The 16,526-nt window shown below is 38.9% G+C and carries 18 protein-coding genes; 12 read left to right on the top strand and 6 right to left on the bottom strand.

Going from position 1 to position 16,526, the window contains the following annotated elements; genetic code table 11:
- Positions 1-5: 5 nt before the first annotated feature.
- Positions 6-779, top strand: a complete 774-nt coding sequence (gene panB, locus NSMS1_RS01930) for a 3-methyl-2-oxobutanoate hydroxymethyltransferase (protein ID WP_224090490.1) — start codon at positions 6-8, stop codon at positions 777-779.
- 196 nt (positions 780-975) lie between these two features.
- Here panB and NSMS1_RS01925 read toward each other — a convergent pair whose 3' ends face one another.
- From NSMS1_RS01925 to NSMS1_RS01915, 3 genes are all read right to left on the bottom strand, one after another.
- On the bottom strand, positions 976-2,382 hold the full coding sequence (locus NSMS1_RS01925; RefSeq protein WP_224090488.1) for a glycoside hydrolase 100 family protein: 1,407 nt from the start codon (positions 2,380-2,382) through the stop codon (positions 976-978).
- A 464-nt stretch (positions 2,383-2,846) separates the two neighbouring features.
- Entirely contained in the window at positions 2,847-3,503 is a 657-nt protein-coding gene (locus NSMS1_RS01920) for an SAM-dependent methyltransferase (RefSeq protein WP_224090487.1), read from the bottom strand.
- Positions 3,504-3,584: 81 nt separating this feature from the next.
- The gene (locus NSMS1_RS01915; RefSeq protein ID WP_224090486.1) at positions 3,585-4,940 is read right to left on the bottom strand and encodes an APC family permease; all 1,356 of its coding nucleotides are present in this window, start codon (positions 4,938-4,940) and stop codon (positions 3,585-3,587) included.
- A gap of 833 nt (positions 4,941-5,773) precedes the next feature.
- On the opposite strand from NSMS1_RS01915, the gene NSMS1_RS01910 reads away from it, so the two are divergent.
- The 11 genes from NSMS1_RS01910 to NSMS1_RS01860 all read left to right on the top strand — a co-directional run bounded on the left by NSMS1_RS01910 (position 5,774) and on the right by NSMS1_RS01860 (position 14,132).
- Positions 5,774-6,049, top strand: a complete 276-nt coding sequence (locus NSMS1_RS01910) for a peptidoglycan-binding domain-containing protein (RefSeq protein ID WP_224090485.1) — start codon at positions 5,774-5,776, stop codon at positions 6,047-6,049.
- A 136-nt stretch (positions 6,050-6,185) separates the two neighbouring features.
- Positions 6,186-6,641, top strand: a complete 456-nt coding sequence (locus tag NSMS1_RS01905) for a hypothetical protein (protein ID WP_224090483.1) — start codon at positions 6,186-6,188, stop codon at positions 6,639-6,641.
- Between the two features lie 111 nt (positions 6,642-6,752).
- Positions 6,753-7,244 (top strand): cupin domain-containing protein, encoded by a 492-nt coding sequence (locus NSMS1_RS01900; protein ID WP_224090482.1) that lies wholly within the window; start codon positions 6,753-6,755, stop codon positions 7,242-7,244.
- A 228-nt stretch (positions 7,245-7,472) separates the two neighbouring features.
- A complete protein-coding gene (locus tag NSMS1_RS01895; RefSeq protein WP_224090481.1) occupies positions 7,473-8,015 on the top strand; it encodes an outer membrane beta-barrel protein in 543 nt (180 codons plus the stop codon).
- Between the two features lie 484 nt (positions 8,016-8,499).
- Positions 8,500-8,739, top strand: a complete 240-nt coding sequence (locus NSMS1_RS01890) for a Mo-dependent nitrogenase C-terminal domain-containing protein (RefSeq protein WP_224090479.1) — start codon at positions 8,500-8,502, stop codon at positions 8,737-8,739.
- 66 nt (positions 8,740-8,805) lie between these two features.
- A complete protein-coding gene (locus tag NSMS1_RS01885) occupies positions 8,806-9,549 on the top strand; it encodes a hypothetical protein (RefSeq protein WP_224090478.1) in 744 nt (247 codons plus the stop codon).
- A gap of 69 nt (positions 9,550-9,618) precedes the next feature.
- Positions 9,619-10,365, top strand: coding sequence for a Spy/CpxP family protein refolding chaperone (locus tag NSMS1_RS01880; RefSeq protein WP_224090477.1), 747 nt, complete (start codon positions 9,619-9,621; stop codon positions 10,363-10,365).
- Positions 10,366-10,502: 137 nt separating this feature from the next.
- Positions 10,503-10,964, top strand: coding sequence for a peptidoglycan-binding domain-containing protein (locus NSMS1_RS01875; RefSeq protein ID WP_224090476.1), 462 nt, complete (start codon positions 10,503-10,505; stop codon positions 10,962-10,964).
- A 61-nt stretch (positions 10,965-11,025) separates the two neighbouring features.
- Positions 11,026-11,619, top strand: a complete 594-nt coding sequence (locus NSMS1_RS01870; RefSeq protein ID WP_224090474.1) for a hypothetical protein — start codon at positions 11,026-11,028, stop codon at positions 11,617-11,619.
- A gap of 13 nt (positions 11,620-11,632) precedes the next feature.
- Positions 11,633-12,583 carry a TolB family protein gene (locus NSMS1_RS01865; RefSeq protein WP_224090473.1) on the top strand — a complete coding sequence of 317 codons (951 nt, stop codon included), beginning with the start codon at positions 11,633-11,635 and terminating at the stop codon, positions 12,581-12,583.
- Between the two features lie 43 nt (positions 12,584-12,626).
- Positions 12,627-14,132: a 1-aminocyclopropane-1-carboxylate deaminase/D-cysteine desulfhydrase gene (locus tag NSMS1_RS01860; RefSeq protein ID WP_263432553.1), complete on the top strand. Its 1,506-nt coding sequence runs from the start codon at positions 12,627-12,629 to the stop codon at positions 14,130-14,132.
- A 142-nt stretch (positions 14,133-14,274) separates the two neighbouring features.
- Here NSMS1_RS01860 and NSMS1_RS01855 read toward each other — a convergent pair whose 3' ends face one another.
- From NSMS1_RS01855 to NSMS1_RS01845, 3 genes are all read right to left on the bottom strand, one after another.
- A complete protein-coding gene (locus NSMS1_RS01855) occupies positions 14,275-14,739 on the bottom strand; it encodes a hypothetical protein (protein WP_224090472.1) in 465 nt (154 codons plus the stop codon).
- Between the two features lie 31 nt (positions 14,740-14,770).
- Positions 14,771-15,250, bottom strand: coding sequence for a hypothetical protein (locus tag NSMS1_RS01850; protein ID WP_224090470.1), 480 nt, complete (start codon positions 15,248-15,250; stop codon positions 14,771-14,773).
- 161 nt (positions 15,251-15,411) lie between these two features.
- Positions 15,412-16,485 (bottom strand): hybrid sensor histidine kinase/response regulator, encoded by a 1,074-nt coding sequence (locus NSMS1_RS01845; protein WP_224090468.1) that lies wholly within the window; start codon positions 16,483-16,485, stop codon positions 15,412-15,414.
- Positions 16,486-16,526 lie beyond the last annotated feature (41 nt).

Here is a 16,526-nt window from a genome sequence, read left to right as displayed (position 1 = left end):
GAAAAATGCCAGTCACTACCCAGCAATTAATTCAATGGAAACAACAAGGACGCGCAATTGTGGCGTTGACTGCGTGGGATTATGCGATCGCCCAAATTCTCGATGCTGCTGGTGTAGACTTAATCCTTGTGGGTGACTCAATGGCGGGGATGTTGGGGTACAAAACAACGCTGCCAATTACCTTAGACGAAATGCTACACCACGCTAAAGCTGTTTGTCGTGGTGTACAACGGGCTTTAGTGGTGGTGGATTTACCATTTTTGACTTATCAAGAAAGTATTTCCCAGGCAATTCACTCGGCTGGACGGGTATTAAAGGAAACGGGCGCTCAGGCTGTAAAATTGGAAGGTGGCTATCCGGCAATGGTAGAGACTGTGACGCGCTTAGTCCAAGCTGGTATCCCAGTTATGGGTCATGTAGGTTTGACTCCCCAATCAATTCATCAATTGGGGTTGCGAAAACAGGGTAAGACTCAAGAAACAGCCGAGAGAATTTTGAATGAAGCGATCGCCTTAGAACAAGCTGGTGCATTTTCTCTGGTATTAGAGCATATACCCGCAGATTTGGCAATGCAAATTACGCAAAAAATTAGCATTCCCACAATTGGTATTGGTGCGGGTTCCCATTGCGACGGGCAGGTTTTAGTTACTTCTGATGTGCTTGGTTTATCTGAGAAGCAACCACCATTTGCCAAAGTCTACACTAATTTACGCCAGACCATTACCCAAGCTGTACAAGATTACTCTGCGGAAGTACGCGATCATCAATTTCCCGAATAAATAACTTATGCGTATTAGTTATTTATATTATTATTCAATACATGCTTAATTGTACGTATTTGTAGTTTAGTTATTACTTAATAATGAACAACCTTACTAGCCTTTGTTAGCTGACTCTTGACAAAAACCCTATCCCATTATTCCCCAGAAGCTGCTATGTCTTTAATGTGTGTTGCTAGGCGAATAGAGTAACACTCTAAAGACTACAACCAGGGCCGATAAAAGTCTCAGGAAAACTAATTAATTCCACCTGATATGGATTAGCTAAGAACTGTTTTGCTACTAGTAATCCAGCAATCGTCCAGGTTTGATAAATTCTGGCTTCTTTGCCGATGAGACGACCGTTTTTACCATCGTAGTATTCGGGGAATTTATCCTCAGTTAAACGACTTTCGGCAATAGCGATCGCCTCATAGGCAAGTTCCACTCTACCTGTTTTTAAGGACGCAGCAGCAAATAACCAAAGTAAAACCGGCCAGTTTCCCCCATTGTGATAAGACCAAGGAATATTTTTGGGGTCACATCCTGTAACAATCTGCCATTCTAAACCTTGCAAAGCTGGATAACAGATTTTCACTGGCATATATCCAATCAGGTCTTCCCAACGATAAACAAACAAATTCATAATATGTTGAGATTCTGCTTCACTGGCTAACCCTGCCAAAATTGCCATCAAGTTTCCCAAGGCGAAAAAGCGAAAATCCATTCTTCCTGGCCCTAAATTTCCAGCTAAATATCCACCGTTTTCAGGTAGCCACTCAATTACCCAACTGGGAATTGATTGAGAGAAAATATTAAATTGATTGGCAACTCCTTTACCAAATTCATTACCTTTGTAACGATAAATTTCTCTTAATCTCTTTAAATCCACCCAGTAATAATTACGGATATGATATTGCAAAGCCCCCAATCTATCATGAACTTTTTTAAGATACTGTTCACCATCGCCATCAGGTAGAAGTAACTCACGGGCTGCCCTTAGCGCAGCATAAAGTAATACCTGAATTTCTAGGGGGTGTTCGTAGACTCCCATACGGCGGTCAATCATAAATGCGCCATCGGGAACTAACATAGTTGGGTACATGGAAAATCGATGTACCAAGCACAAATCTAAAATTAACTTGATTCCCTGTTGAAATTCTGGTTGACGTACCAAAGGTAAATCACCTGTGGCGGTTACATAAGCCCGTAACAAAATTATCCACCACATACAAGAATCAACTGGTGGAACTCTGGCGATCGCTTGTTCACCAAAATCAGCCACTAAATATTCTTCACTACCCTTGTATTCTACTTTGAAACTTGCAGGCATTAAGCCTGCTCCTGGTCGGAAGCAATCCATCTGCTTTTCATGGCTTTGTAATGTCAATGTTTCTATTAAGAAGTTGCGGACAATATCTGTTTGCCCATTCATGAGAAAAACAAAAGCAGAAGGAACAAAATCACGCAGGAAACACTGGTCATAGTTGAGGACAGCTAATCCTGGATCTTGTGCAGCCACAGTACCAATTGGGTTTCCCCTATAATAAATAATGGAATTTTTGAGAAATTGCCAAATTGCTGTTTCCTGAAAAGATTGTTGATTAATTGGGCGAGTTTCCATAGTTATCTCATTTCACTACTAATCTCGGTTCAATAGTAAAAAACGCTAATCTAACTTTCAGGATTACCAAAGATTCTCTAAAAAAAATATAAATGTCAATGCCACCGCCTATAAACATTACCTGATCAAAATCTGCGGTGGTAACATCTTCAAATGAACTATTCTACTTAAATTCTTACATTGCTAACTAAAATATATCTACTGTCTAACAGAATATTTATAGCGATATTATATATAGCTTTAGGCATAATTTTGATAGCGATCACCTAATCTTATTAGTTAACAGGAAATAGGATTAAAAGACTTTGACTATTTGGTAAACTTTGTAATCTCTGAACTTTTACCTAATAATTAAAGTGTTGGTTCATCTTCACCTTATTATAGATTTTTTATTATGTAGTTTTGGACATTAAAAGTGAAGAACTGGGGGTTAAAGCTGATTCCCCCCTGTCCCTTCCTGATCTCTACTGGCGTAAATTAGCTGGTACTTGTTCAGGAATAACCCAATAGTAAACCGTCCTACCGTCTACTTGCAGTGTCTTTTCTGGTTTCCAATCACCCATATCAAAAGCGTGGGAGACAATACGAGTACCGGGTTTAAGCTGCTTAAATAATATGGGACGTAATTTAAGATTGATATCTGGCAAAAGATAGAGAGTAACTACTGTAGCCTTGCTAAAATCGGTTTTGAATAAGTCTTGTTGAACAAATTTTACGCGATCGCTCACTCCTGCCTGTTGAGCATTTGCATTAGCTTCTTGAATCCGTTCTGGACTAATATCTATACCCACACCCCTTGTCCCAAATCTTTGCGCGGCTGTGTTGACAATACGTCCATCACCACTGCCTAAGTCATAAAGGACATCATTTTTGCCCACATTTGCTACTTTTAACATCGCATCTACTACAGACTGTGGTGTGGGTACATAAGGAACATCCCCAGGACGTTCTTGTGGTTGGGTAGTAGGTGCTTGTGCTTGAGTTTCAGTTTGACCTGTTAAAGTCGGTGTATTGGCTTCTGTCTGTGCTTCTACATTTTGTTGTGCTGTACAGCTAGCTAACCCCAAGCTAACAACACTAACACCTGCGACTACAGATAGTAAGATTTTTTGTAACTGCATAATTGTTCTCCTTATGAATCAGTTGTCAGTTATCAGTTGACAGTTGTTAGGTTATTTCCACTGTTTACTGTTCACTGTTAATCAAGCTCTACGTCGGTGATGATTCCAGAAATAGATGGGGATACCTGCGGCTACTACTAAAACACCGACGACTGCGCCCACATTGGTATAATTTATGCTTGAGTACAATAAGTAGCCGCAGACGGTACAAAAGAGTAATGGTGTAATTGGATAAAATGGCACGCGGAATGGACGCAGTATATGTGGTTCTTTCTGGCGTAATATCAGTAGTGAGATGCCAGAGAGGAGGAAGAAAAACCAAAACACAGGGGCGGTATAATCCACCATTGTTTCAAAACCCTTGCGGGTGAATGTGCCTAATAGAACTAAAGCTAGAGCGATCGCTCCTTGTACAATTAAGGCAGTTGTTGGGCTACTGGGTGCTTGTTGCCAGCGTCCCATGAAGTTAAATAAGGCGAAATCTTGTCCCAAGGCGTAATTAGTGCGTGCGCCAGTAAAAATAGTGGCGTTGGTAGCCCCTAGAGTACAAATGGCAATTAAGAAACTGATAAATAAAGCGCCGGGTGTACCCCAAATAGTACGTAGTAAATCTGCGGCTACTGCTGATGATTTCGCCATGTTCGCAAGTCCTAAGCCGCGTAGGTAAGCTAGATTGATCAGTAGGTAAATTGCGGTAATAATGCCAATACCCCAAACTAGCGATCGCACTATGTTGCGTTGTCTATCTTGTATTTCTGCGGAAATATACGCCGCCTCGTTCCAGCCACCGTAGGATAGCAAGACAAACACCATTGCTAGTCCCCAATTTCCCGAAGAAGTTGATTCTACTGGTACTGATGAATTACCACTAGCAATTAGCCCGAAAATTACTACTAGCAACAAGCCCAAGACTTTAGCAGCAGTGAGTAAGTTTTGCGTCAGCTTTCCCTGTTTTAAACCAACGATGTTTAAGACTGTTAGTAGACTAATTACTACTGCGGCATAGATGGAAGATGAAAATGTCCCTAGCCGCAAAATCTCAGACGCATAGTCACCAAAGACAAATGCTAACAGAGCAATAGAACCAGTTTGCACTACTGTTAGTCTTGCCCAAGCAAATAAAAAAGCGATTCTTTGTCCAAACGCTCTTTTTAGATAATAATAAGCTCCGCCAACATTCGGATAAGTTGTGGCTAACTCTGCATAGCATAATGCACCAATGATAGACACTAAGCCACCAGCTAACCACAATAACATTACTGCAATATCACTTCCAGCTTGGCTAGCTACTAATGAAGGCGTTTCAAAAATGCCTGCACCAATAACAATCCCAACAATCAGAGCAACTGCATCCGATAACGTTAACAGTGGCATGGGTGCTGCCTTGCCATTACTCTGTACTGGCTCTAGTAAGCTATAGTCTGTATCTCTACTCACATTGCTTCCTCACTAGTTGTTGACACTGAAAGTTATGATCAGCTAAGTTATTTGGGCATGACAAATTTACAATAAATAACACTACATGGCTACTTATGGCTTAGAGAAAAAGTAATTATTTAACTAGTCGTTTATTTAGATTTTCATAAATAAATATGACGCAAAAGTGACAAATTTCCGGCTAATTTTGGCTGAAAAATTTACCCTAATATCAGGCGTATATTCCTTGCAGTATTTATACCATCTGTTGTGAAGATCGCCGTAGCTGCATCTAAAAAATCTATCTTGAGAAATACATTATCTGCGAGCGCTTACAACCAAAAGTAGACTACATAGCAAATTTCATCTACCCTTTTGTAACTATCAAACTATATAGAGCAATCCGATTTGATTTCTGTATCCCTTACGGAAGCGTAGCCATAAAAATCTCAGTATCTGTAGGGTAGGCAATGCTCACCCAGCTCTTTCAAAGCGAACAGATGAACTAGTCTATTCAAAACTGAAACCCAGTCGCCGTATGGAATATGAGGTAGGACTTCAATGTATTCTCAACATATTCAACCGTTGTGGGAGTGAAAATGCTATCAGCCATCTTGGAACAATTTGTGCAAGAAAGTCCAATAAGTGTGATGGCAAGAGGGTTAATGGAGCGAGTATTTGTACCAGCAAGAATGGATAAATTATTTGAAATTTATTAAATATTCTCTTATCTTCCTTGATAACTTATCTTTCTTCACCATCAAATCCTTTTGGAAACAGGAAACTCAATATTAGTGGTGCTGAGACAACAACTCACCCATAACCAAACATCATTTTAAAAGGAAGAAAAACTCATGGCTACGCAAACAAAAACCGCTATTGCTAATTTCAGTGATGATTTATTACAGTTGCAAAAACCTGTGTATTCCAGTTTAACAGTTGCTATATTACAACAGCTTCTAATTTTAGAAGGGTACGGTACTTTACCCGACGGCACAACCTTACCTGTGACTGGTAACTATTTAGACGAAACCGTTACTGCTGTTGAAAACTTTCAACAAGCAATGGGTCTTACCGTCGATGGTGTTGTCGGTGCAAATACCTGGGCTGCATTGGTTCCCAACCAATAACTAATACCAATTTCTAGCATTTTAGGAAAAGGCGAATGATTGTAAGGGTGTAAAGTGATGCACCCTTATAAATAATTAAACAAATTGATACTACTGCATATATCTTAACATAAGGTTTGAGAAAGAAGGAGAAAACATGAAAGACGTTGTGAAAAATGTATTAACGGCTGGTGTCTTAGCTATGAGTATCTTAGGAATGGCTTTACCCGCAAAACCTGCGGCGGCTATTGTGATACCAACACACCGTATTCAGTTTCCAGTTGGGAGTGATACAGAGTCTTTGAGAGGATATCTGCAACCTGGATCTTTGTATAGTTATGTATTTAATGCACATGCAGGACAACAAGGATCAGTTTCTGTTAGTTCGTTGAATGGACAACGGTTAAACCTATCAGTATTTGGTGTTGATGGAACTCGTCTCAACACTAACAATCAAACTTGGATTGGTCAGCTACCTGCTTCTGAAGATTATTTTATCAGAGTAACAAATCCATCAGGAGTACCAACCCCTTACACATTAAGTTTAACTATTTTCCCTTCGCACACACCTCATTATGTTCCTCGTCCTCGTACCCCCTTTGTCAATTTTTAAAACTTAGCAGATTCATCATGCTATGTTATTTGATATCAGGCGATCACCTATATATTAAAGCATTTTGATACACCAAATAAACAAAAAAATGAAATTAATTTGGAGTAAAGAATGACTATTCAAAAAACTAGTTTTTTACAAGCAACTGGTCAAGGTACTTCTTACTGGTTTGCTGAGGATTTATATACTTTCAAAGCGCTAGGAGAAGATACAGAAAACGCTTATACCCTATGTGAAGTAGTTATTGCTCCAAAAGGAGGTGGCGCACCACCTCACCGACATTCCCACGATAATGAGTCTTTCTACATATTAGAAGGAGAATTGGAATTTTACTTAAATGAAGAAAGAATCATTGCCACACCAGGAACATTTATTCATTCCCCTAAAGGACAACTACATCAATTTACTAACAAAACCTCTTTGCCTGTAAAGATGTTAGTATGGCAGACACCATCTGGATTTGAGAATTTTATTGCAGATGTTGGTAAGTCAGTAAAACAGGTTAATTTTGGCTCTCCTTTAAATCCGGCAGATTTGGAAAATATCCTGGCTACAGCGCCTAAGTATGGTATTGAGATTCTTCCTCCACCAACTAAATCTTAAAACAGAAATAGGTGACAGATAGTAGGGGCGTACAGTGTACGTCCCTAAATTTATTTGCAGCCAAAATAAAGTAAATCAATATAACTTTTCCTTAACTTAATTGTTAACTTATTCTTCTTTACCCATATTTCTTTATCAAAACTAGAAACTGTAAATATACAAAGTTAACTACTTTGTGCAACCAAAAGACGAGCTTAAATTAGTTCTAGAAGATGAGGAGAAAAGAAGATGAAAGATTTAGTTAAAAAAACAAAATTAGCTTTACTCTCTTGTATACTTCAACTCGGACTTACTGGTGCATTCGCTTGCTCATTTGCAAAAGCTGCGGATGCGGCTCCGTTAGGTTTAAAAGGTGACTACATTGGTACTGGTATATCTTCAGGAGTTACCAATGGTGGACACAGTAATGATGATGCTCAAGTAGGTGGTGATATTCAAGGTCGTGTTGCTATTTCTCATACTCCCCTTTCCGTTCGCGGTTCATTTCTCTTTGATGATAAAACTACGGCAACTGTACCAACAATTACTTACGATATCCCAATTACCAAAAATACTAATCTCTATGCGGGTGCTGGCTACTCTTTCATTGGTAAACAAGGCGATGATACTCCTTTAGGTAATCGTAACTCCGTAGTTTTAGATACTGGTGTCGAGACAGCAATTAATAAAAATTTAGTCGCCTTTGGTGATGGCAAATTAGGTTTTGATGCTTATCAAAATAATGATGCTGATGCTGTTAGCTTTCAGCTTGGTGTTGGCTACCGATTCTAAAATTATCAGTTTGTGTCTTACATAATAAGTGAATAGTGAAAAAGCATTATTTTTTTCACTATCCACTAATCCCAAAAACATTTACTCAAATATTTATAATCAAGGAGCAAAACTATGACTATTCTCGAATTGAAAAAGTATGGACTAAATAACCATCGTCCCGTTGGTAATAAATTGATGGCTCACTGGATTATTGTGGATAATAAACTAGTTTGTAAATGGTTGACTGTTTGACGGAAAGTAAGTTGAAACAATTGAGAGTTGGAAGAAGTATATACTTCCAACTCTTTTAGAAATTTTCAATATGAGCTTTGTGCTGAATACTTAATAACCTCAGCATTCTCTACTACAATCATCTTTAACTTATAGTAACTTTCTTTTTAACTTTCTCCTAACATATCTATCTTCACCCACTTAAACTTTATACCGCGAGAAGATTGAATTAACAAAGAAAACACACAACAACTTTTCAGGGGAATCCATTATGAATTTATATAAATTAGATTTACTCAACCCAATCCGCAACCAACTAGATAGCATCATCATTTGTAATTCTCAACAAGCACAATTATTATGCAAACTTATTTTGGCTAGTTGCCCATTTGCCAGAGATATCAAAGTTTTCAATCATGCGATCGCACACATTCCAGCTTTATGTAAACTTAACCCTTTATATGAACAGTTGATGGGATTGCTATTTCGCGCCCAGTGTTATTTAGCCTAGTAGAGCCATACAGATGTATGCTCCCACCATTTCCAGTACACAGATTCACCATCAAGGAAAGACATTATGAAACGTACAATTAACACCCTAATTTACTCCAGCATTATTGCTTTAGGAAGTGCAGGCGCAATGTTATTACCTAGCTATCCGGCTGCGGCTCGGACAGTACCTGCGGGATACCAAACAGAACGCATTGAATTTGCCCCTGGTGCGGCTTCAACTGTGGTTTATCATGACAGGAACTATTACCCAGTCCGTTATGTATTTAGAGCCAACGCCAATCAGTGGATAAATATCGAAGCAGATTCATCTCAAGCTCCCGTCTATCTGACAATGAGTGGCGCTGATGGTACTCGTATAATTCTTGCACCTCAAGAGTTCAGAAGTTGGAGTGGTCGCTTACCAAAAACTCAGGACTATTATGTAGAAGTCCTCAAACCAGCCGATGTAGCTTATAACTTGAGACTGACAATCCCTCCTAACATTCAACCTCCTAGCGCACAACGTTTACTATTTGCCCCTGGAGCTACTTCCAGGACAATTACTGGTACTCTTGCGCCTCACACTTCTCTCTCTTTCTTAGCAAACGCTAGAGATGGACAGTTTATGTCTGTGAACGTCAGTTCACCTGGAATAAATACTTCTTGGCTCACCCTATATGGAGTCGATGGTACAGTCTTGGAAAACGGTAATATGTCTGGCGCTCAATCTTGGTACGGACGCTTACCCAGAACTGAAGATTACCACATTCAGGTAGATAACCCAAAACCTTATCCCGTTCACTACACCTTGACTGTAGCTATTCAATAAAAGCTTAGAGGCTGACAGAGATGTGAGCCTCTACTTGAAATCATCAAAAATATTTTTTAGGAGATATATATGCGATTCAAATTCATGGCTATCTTATTAGGAAGCATGACAGCTGTTAGCCTTGCTGTTCCTCTACAAGCTCGTGCTGCTGGGTTTGATTTCATGCAAGGAGTTAACTTAACCCCCCAACAAAAAGCAGAAATCGCCAGAATTAATCAACAGTCAGAAGCTGAACTTGAGAGTATCCTGACACCTCAACAACAAAGCCTATACAGAGTTTACAAAGAGCATCCTACCAATAGAAGCGATCGCCAAGCTTTTTGGTCAAGTTTTACACCTGAGCAGAAGGCGAAAATGCAAACTTTTTACCACTCAATCAAACTGACAATGAATCCTTTCTACACCCCAGAACAGCAAAAACAAATGAATCATAACTTACAAGTCTTTGTTAGTGAACTCAAAGCCGAAAATAAATTACCAAAGACATTCCATTTAGGATATTGGCAACCTGTAGCAAGAATCAATCCTGACCAACCATCACAATTAGAAGTCATTAATCAAACTAACGTTCCCTTGCAATATGGACTGACAACTGATTCACCTAAAACATTACTTCCAGGAAATTTTGCGGATATGAATTATATTTCTCTACCCTCTAACGTTTTGATTTATCCCTCTCAGCAAGAGGCTTCTGTGAAGTATGACGTAAGTAAAATTGGTAACACTACTGTAGTAAAAGTCCGTCAAGTTGCAGGTGAAACACCAGGCGATGGTTCACTGACAATTAACCGCACTGGAGCGGTTTACGTTTACTAAAGAAAAATTTGTAGGGCGCACAGTGCGATCCTACATAAATTTTTTATCTTGCCCTTAACTTATCTATCTTCGCCTACAACCACTTTCCTAACAGAGACACTTAAATTATCAACTTCATTAGTTTCAGGTTTTTTCTCATGATTAGCTATAAAAATTCCGAAATCCGTACTATTCTCAATGGCTTAGGTTATAGAAGCCGTATCAACAGTAATGATCCTAATTTTCCTATCTCTCAGGATGAATCAGATTTAACTGATGAATCAACCCAAAAAGCAATTAAGAAATTTCAAGTGGATTATGACCTTATAGTAGATGGAATTGTAGGGACGGAGACAAGCAATAAAATAGAAGCAGAAATTAATAGTATTCATGAGGAGCTAAATTATTTACTAGGAGTAAATATTTCCCCAATTTTACCTTTTTATGGGCAAATAACAATTAATGCAGTTCAGCAGTTTCAGAGAGGATACACTAACTCAATTGATGGTATTGCTAGTTTAACAGTGCGTGAAGAAATGTACACAATTACCCATAATAACTTGGCACAATCTCCTCAAATAAATCACATAGCAGTTTCTCAAGTTTTACAACACAACTAATACAAATTTAAGGGTGTACATCTTATTTACACCCTTAGAGTTATAAACTGGAGATAAGGTCATGAAAACTATCGTAAAAAGTCTACTATTAACTGGTTTGTTAACCGTAGGTATTACACAAGTAACTCTATTATCTGTTAAGCCTGTCGCGGCTCAAGAGCAAATAATTAATGAACTACAAGCACCTATAGGTATTCCTATTAGAGCAAAGATTACGACAAATACACCTCTATATCTTAATGGCGATCGCAGTTACGATTATCATCTCCAAGTTCGCAGAGGTATATACTTGGGCAATGTTTACGTCCCGGCTGGCGCAATTATCCAAGGACAATTTCAGCCGTCTGATTGGGGTTTACGTTATGTTGCCTATTCTGTAAGTTTTGGCGATCGCATTTATAGTATAAACGCCGCTTCTGATGTGATTGAAGGGCAACAACAATCTAATAACAAAGATGGCAAAGTCCTTTCAGATGCAGGTATAGGAGCCGCAGGTGCAACAGCCCTTGAAAGCATATTTGGTCATCATCTTTCTTTAGGTGGCATTTTAGGAGGTGCAGCCGCAGGCGCGGTTGTGGGGGCTGTAACTGTGCCTTCCTCCCGTCAAGTTGTGACTATTCCCTCAGCAATGCAAATTACTCTCTATACTCGTTAATTTATCTTTACTTATGAATATGCGTGCAATTAAATTCTCACGACTTGCATTTATTAGCTTATTTTCAGCTGCAATTCTTAGTTTTGTATTTACCCAACAAATCAAGATTGCATTGGCAGTACAAAGAACTAAAACACTGGCCTTTATCGCCCTCAAACGTGGCACTGATGATTTCAATTTATATACTGTTCAAGTTAATGGTGCATCTCGTCGTCAGCTTTCTCATAAATTGAGTGTTGATCCTACAATAGTCTGGTCAAAAAACGGTCAGAAGCTTGCTTTTCTTAGTAATGACTCTAACATTTATGTCGTGAATGCAGATGGTTCTAAACTTACTCCCATATTGACTAATTTTAGTTGTAAAGCTCCTCGTTCTAGCATTGCTTGGGCAGCAAATGACCGTAAACTTGTTTTCACAATCGCTTGTGATGGCGAAACGGCTGATCTTCCTGGTAGTGTATCTCTGTTTACCAGCGATACAACTGGCACTCAAGGAACTAAGTTAATCAAAAAATGGATAGCCAGAGCTTTACCTGCAAAAACAGATATTTTATCGTCTTTATATATATCTCCAAATGGGGAACAGGTAGTCTTTTTTAAAGACAAAAATATCTACAAAATGAATATTGATGGTTCTGGATTAACAAAGCTAGGAAATGCACCATCTGAATTTCCTTCTCAACTAACATGGTTTGCAAATGGTAAACAATTCGCCTTCTCTACTGGCAATTACCGTCATGAACAAATTTACCTGATGAATGTAGAGAAGAAAACGCTAAAAAATCTCACAGATGAACCAGAGAAAGAGCCGTATGATGGCATCTTTTCTTTGCCGCCTAACGGAACTCAGCTTGCTTACTATCATACTCAAGGTGGTAATCGTCCTGGTACTCTATTGGATATTGATTTACTGGATATTAACCGTGGAACTGTGAGAAAGCTGACTCAAAAACCTGGGCAATAAGCTGCGTAGCAGCTTATCACAAGAACCAGGAATTAAAGCCTTCTTGATCAATCCGCCAACTATTAATATAGGTGGTAAGCAAACAAACGCTCAATATCAGTTTTCCTTACAAAGCACCAACTTACAAGACCTGTATAAATATACCCCTATACTGCAAGATAAACTCAGCCAAATACCGGGGTTACAGGATGTCAACAGTGATTTGCAGATTGATAATCCCCAGGTGAATGTAGAGATTAATCGCGATCGCGCCAATGCCCTTGGTTTAACTTCCCAACAAATAGAAACCGCCTTGGGTGATGCCTATGGGACTTTGCAAGTATCCACCATTTACGCCCCAGATAACGAGTATGAGGTCATACTAGGGCTATCACCACAATATCAACAAGACCCGAATGCGTTAAATTTGTTATCGATTCACACTCCTAATGGGCGACTTGTGCCTTTAAATGCCGTTGCCACCTTAACTAAAGGCGTAGGTTCATTAACCGTTAACCACCAAGGACAACTCCCCGCCACAACCATTTCCTTTAACCTCAAACTCGGTGTATCTCTGGGCGATGTTACAGACAAAATCCAGCAAATAGCCCGTGACACCTTACCCGCAACCATTAGCACCAGTTTTCAGGGTTCAGCCCAAGTGTTCCAATCTTCAATTGCTGGTTTGGGATTACTGTTATTGGTAGCAATTGTAGTAATTTATGCTCATTCTCTTGGCATCCGCACTACTTCAATGTTAATGCCGCAAATTAATGCTCAATATGTCCGGCGTAATTTGCTGGCGAGTCATTATTACGGTGCAGATATTCATCAGCATCAGACGCAACTAGAATTAGTAATTCACACAGCATATCAACTTATTTATTACACCTTAAAGGAAGGTCATATACCTTATATTATTGCCCCTGGTGGGTCTTCACCTTTGGGTGCGATCGCTTATGTAAATGCGGCATTTGAGTTAAAGGAACAAATTGTCCAAGGTCAGATACCTGAACCAGACTTTATTTATCTGCCATTAGGCACTATGGGAACGGCTGTAGGGCTTGTACTAGGTTTAAAAGCTGTTGGTTTGAAGACAAAAGTTATTGGTGTTCGAGTTGTAGAAGCACAATTTGCTAATGAAAAGAAGATGGTCAATTTGTTGAATCACACCAACTCACTTTTACAATCGTTAGACCCTACTTTCCCAACATTAAAAATAACTGGAAATGATTTCTCTATTCGTCAGCAATTCTTTGGTAAGGAATATGCTCAATTTACAGAGTCAGGGCTAGAAGCGATTGCTTTGATGAATGACTATGAACATATTTCATTAGATGGAACCTATACCGGAAAAGCATTTGCTGCATTAGTTCATGATATCAGGCAAGAGAACATCAAAAGGAAAGTGATACTTTTCTGGAATACTTATAACTCTAGAAATTTACCATCACCTTCTATCGGTAAAGATTTTTATCAGCTTCCGCAAGCTTTGCACCGTTATTTTATAGATAACGTTCAACCTTTAGACTATGCCTTTTCCACTAATCTTTGCAAAAAAGCTGGTTAAGATATAAATAAAGTGGTTTGAGTTTTGGCATTTTAGAGTATTGTTAATTTCCTAATAATTATTAATTAATTTCAAGTCGGCTATTCTAAATGAGAAAAGTGCCATCTCTAACAAGAGAGATGACACTTTTTTTATCTACTAATTAGGCTGTAATTGGCGTACCAAAAAATTGATTGGTATTTTGTGGCTGAGTAAATTCTAGATATTGAGCAGTAAGATTAGGTGGCAGCAGTTCCAAGAGTAATTGATTCTCAACCCAAAATTCAACTACTTGGAAAGGGCCGCGATCGCACAGTTGGACAAACCATCCTTCTCGTCTAGCAATTTGCTCAATTCGTTCTTGATCAACAAGCACAGAAATTGCCGCATGAAATGGCGATAGTTTAGACGAAATTGAATTATGAACAACTTCTCGATTCCCAGTAGTAGGGGCTAATTTAGTTCCCAATGGATAGATTTCGATGGCTGTCCCATGTTCATCAAAATCCCTGACAATGTAGCCTCCTGAAATGGGGCTAAATGGATAGACAGCACCATGCCAAAGTTCTGCCAAAGCATTGGCAACACGAAGTGGATTTTTTGCCGCAATGGAAATATGGTGAATCATAATGATTAAGTTCTAAAATTTACCTAATATATTAATCACCATTCAAATCATCAACAGTATCTCTCACAGCCGCGATCGCTGTAAAATGTTTGGCTTGATTAATCTCAACTTCGGCTTTATTGCGCCAACTCAACACAAAGTTATTATCTTCTTCTCTGGCTATATCCTGATTAGCAGTATTTAGCAATTGATAAATCTGTTGAAATTTATCTCGATGCTTAAGTGAAGTATCTATTGGTGGATAACTGCTTGTGTTCTTGTCATCTAAGGCACTGGCTACTTCAATATCTCGGATAGCATTACGAACATATTGATCAGCAGATCGCATTTCCTGAGTAACGTTAAATTCATCAGAAGTTTCCAGCAGAGATTCAGCTTTGCGTAAATCACTACGTGCATGGATATAGTAAGGATGATTCCCAGGAATATCAGCTAAAGCAATACCGTGTCCTAAAGAAAGTGATATTAATCCAGTTAAAAGACCAATGCTAGTGATTTTATGGATGAGCATAATTCTGAAATAAGCTATGAAATAGCTTGGCGAATTGACTTTCATTTATAGTGTGATTTTGGTAAAGTCAATTCGGGATGAAGAAAGATAAGTTATTGAAAAGATAGAAAATATTCGTAAAGGCGCAAACATGTTCACTCCTACACGCGCCCTATTGATAATTAAATTTCCACAATCACAACTGCACCTTGAGGCTGATTATTCTCAATGGTAATGATTCCGCCATGCGCCTCAGCCACCATTTGACAAAATGCCAAGTCTAAACCAATTTGCGAATTACCCCTAATTAAACTGCCAGATTCATATTGAGTAAAAATGGATTGCTGTAAATCTTTATTTATTCCTACACCTTCATCTATAACGCGAATAATTACTTTTCTTACAGATTCTTCTGGATAATCAACTTCTATTGTAATTGTGCTGTGTGTAAGAGATGATTGAATGGCATTGCTCATGAGATTATCAAGCAGGCGATGAAATAATTCAGCATCAATAGTTAACCAACGTCCTTGTTGCGGTAATTTAGTAATAATTTGGATTTGTTTAGAATTAGCGATCGCCCCAAAATTCTCAACTACGACTTCTACTAATTCATTTAAGTCTACTTCCACTAGATTTAATACTAGTTTGCCCGATTCCATTTTGGCTAACCGCAGCAAACTGTTAATAATGGCATCAATCTCTAGCCCAGCTGTGTGAACCATTTCGGCGCGTTCTTTGTCTTTGGCTTCCAGATTACTCTGTAGTAGTAAATGACTACCCAATAAGACCGTAGATATTGGCTGGCGTATATCCTCCACCACCAGTTTAGATAAATCTCTCCGCAGATTTACACTGGCTTGCAGTGCGTCGTATTGTTGTTTAATTCGCAACATGGAACGGACACGCGCTCGTAATTCCACGCCATTTATCGGTTTGGTAAGGAAATCATCAGCACCAGCCGCCAGCGATCGCGCTAAGTCTTCCTTCGAGTCCAAAGCTGTGACAATAATAATAGGGATTGGTTTCCATTGGGAATTGGCTTTGATGCGGCGACAAGTTTCAATCCCATCAATTTCTGGCATCATCACATCTAACAAGATGACATCAGGTAAATTAGATGACAACTGACTCAGGACATCTTTACCACTGTTGAAGTAAGTAAGGTGATACCCTTCGCGCCGTAGTAACAACTCAATTACCTCAAAGCCATTTGGTTCGTCATCCACTACCCATACAGACTGTTTGCGTTCCATAGGATTTATTAAATTGAATTTATATGCAGAAACTTAGCAAT

It is taken from the genome of Nostoc sp. MS1, assembly GCF_019976755.1.
Taxonomy (GTDB): Bacteria; Cyanobacteriota; Cyanobacteriia; order Cyanobacteriales; family Nostocaceae; genus Trichormus.
The sequence above is the reverse complement of the archived record's forward strand: the minus strand, read 5'-3'. Positions and strand labels throughout refer to the sequence as shown.

What these genes read in the sequence shown, in the direction of transcription:
- NSMS1_RS01855 (WP_224090472.1), bottom strand. Translation starts at nt 14,739, where the DNA reads ATGATTCACCATATTTCCATTGCGGCAAAAAATCCACTTCGTGTTGCC.
- NSMS1_RS01900 (WP_224090482.1), top strand. Translation starts at nt 6,753, where the DNA reads ATGACTATTCAAAAAACTAGTTTTTTACAAGCAACTGGTCAAGGTACT.
- NSMS1_RS01905 (WP_224090483.1), top strand. Translation starts at nt 6,186, where the DNA reads ATGAAAGACGTTGTGAAAAATGTATTAACGGCTGGTGTCTTAGCTATG.
- NSMS1_RS01865 (WP_224090473.1), top strand. Translation starts at nt 11,633, where the DNA reads ATGAATATGCGTGCAATTAAATTCTCACGACTTGCATTTATTAGCTTA.
- NSMS1_RS01845 (WP_224090468.1), bottom strand. Translation starts at nt 16,485, where the DNA reads ATGGAACGCAAACAGTCTGTATGGGTAGTGGATGACGAACCAAATGGC.
- NSMS1_RS01890 (WP_224090479.1), top strand. Translation starts at nt 8,500, where the DNA reads ATGAATTTATATAAATTAGATTTACTCAACCCAATCCGCAACCAACTA.
- NSMS1_RS01880 (WP_224090477.1), top strand. Translation starts at nt 9,619, where the DNA reads ATGCGATTCAAATTCATGGCTATCTTATTAGGAAGCATGACAGCTGTT.
- NSMS1_RS01850 (WP_224090470.1), bottom strand. Translation starts at nt 15,250, where the DNA reads ATGCTCATCCATAAAATCACTAGCATTGGTCTTTTAACTGGATTAATA.
- NSMS1_RS01870 (WP_224090474.1), top strand. Translation starts at nt 11,026, where the DNA reads ATGAAAACTATCGTAAAAAGTCTACTATTAACTGGTTTGTTAACCGTA.
- NSMS1_RS01895 (WP_224090481.1), top strand. Translation starts at nt 7,473, where the DNA reads ATGAAAGATTTAGTTAAAAAAACAAAATTAGCTTTACTCTCTTGTATA.
- NSMS1_RS01885 (WP_224090478.1), top strand. Translation starts at nt 8,806, where the DNA reads ATGAAACGTACAATTAACACCCTAATTTACTCCAGCATTATTGCTTTA.
- panB (WP_224090490.1), top strand. Translation starts at nt 6, where the DNA reads ATGCCAGTCACTACCCAGCAATTAATTCAATGGAAACAACAAGGACGC.
- NSMS1_RS01910 (WP_224090485.1), top strand. Translation starts at nt 5,774, where the DNA reads ATGGCTACGCAAACAAAAACCGCTATTGCTAATTTCAGTGATGATTTA.
- NSMS1_RS01920 (WP_224090487.1), bottom strand. Translation starts at nt 3,503, where the DNA reads ATGCAGTTACAAAAAATCTTACTATCTGTAGTCGCAGGTGTTAGTGTT.
- NSMS1_RS01875 (WP_224090476.1), top strand. Translation starts at nt 10,503, where the DNA reads ATGATTAGCTATAAAAATTCCGAAATCCGTACTATTCTCAATGGCTTA.
- NSMS1_RS01925 (WP_224090488.1), bottom strand. Translation starts at nt 2,382, where the DNA reads ATGGAAACTCGCCCAATTAATCAACAATCTTTTCAGGAAACAGCAATT.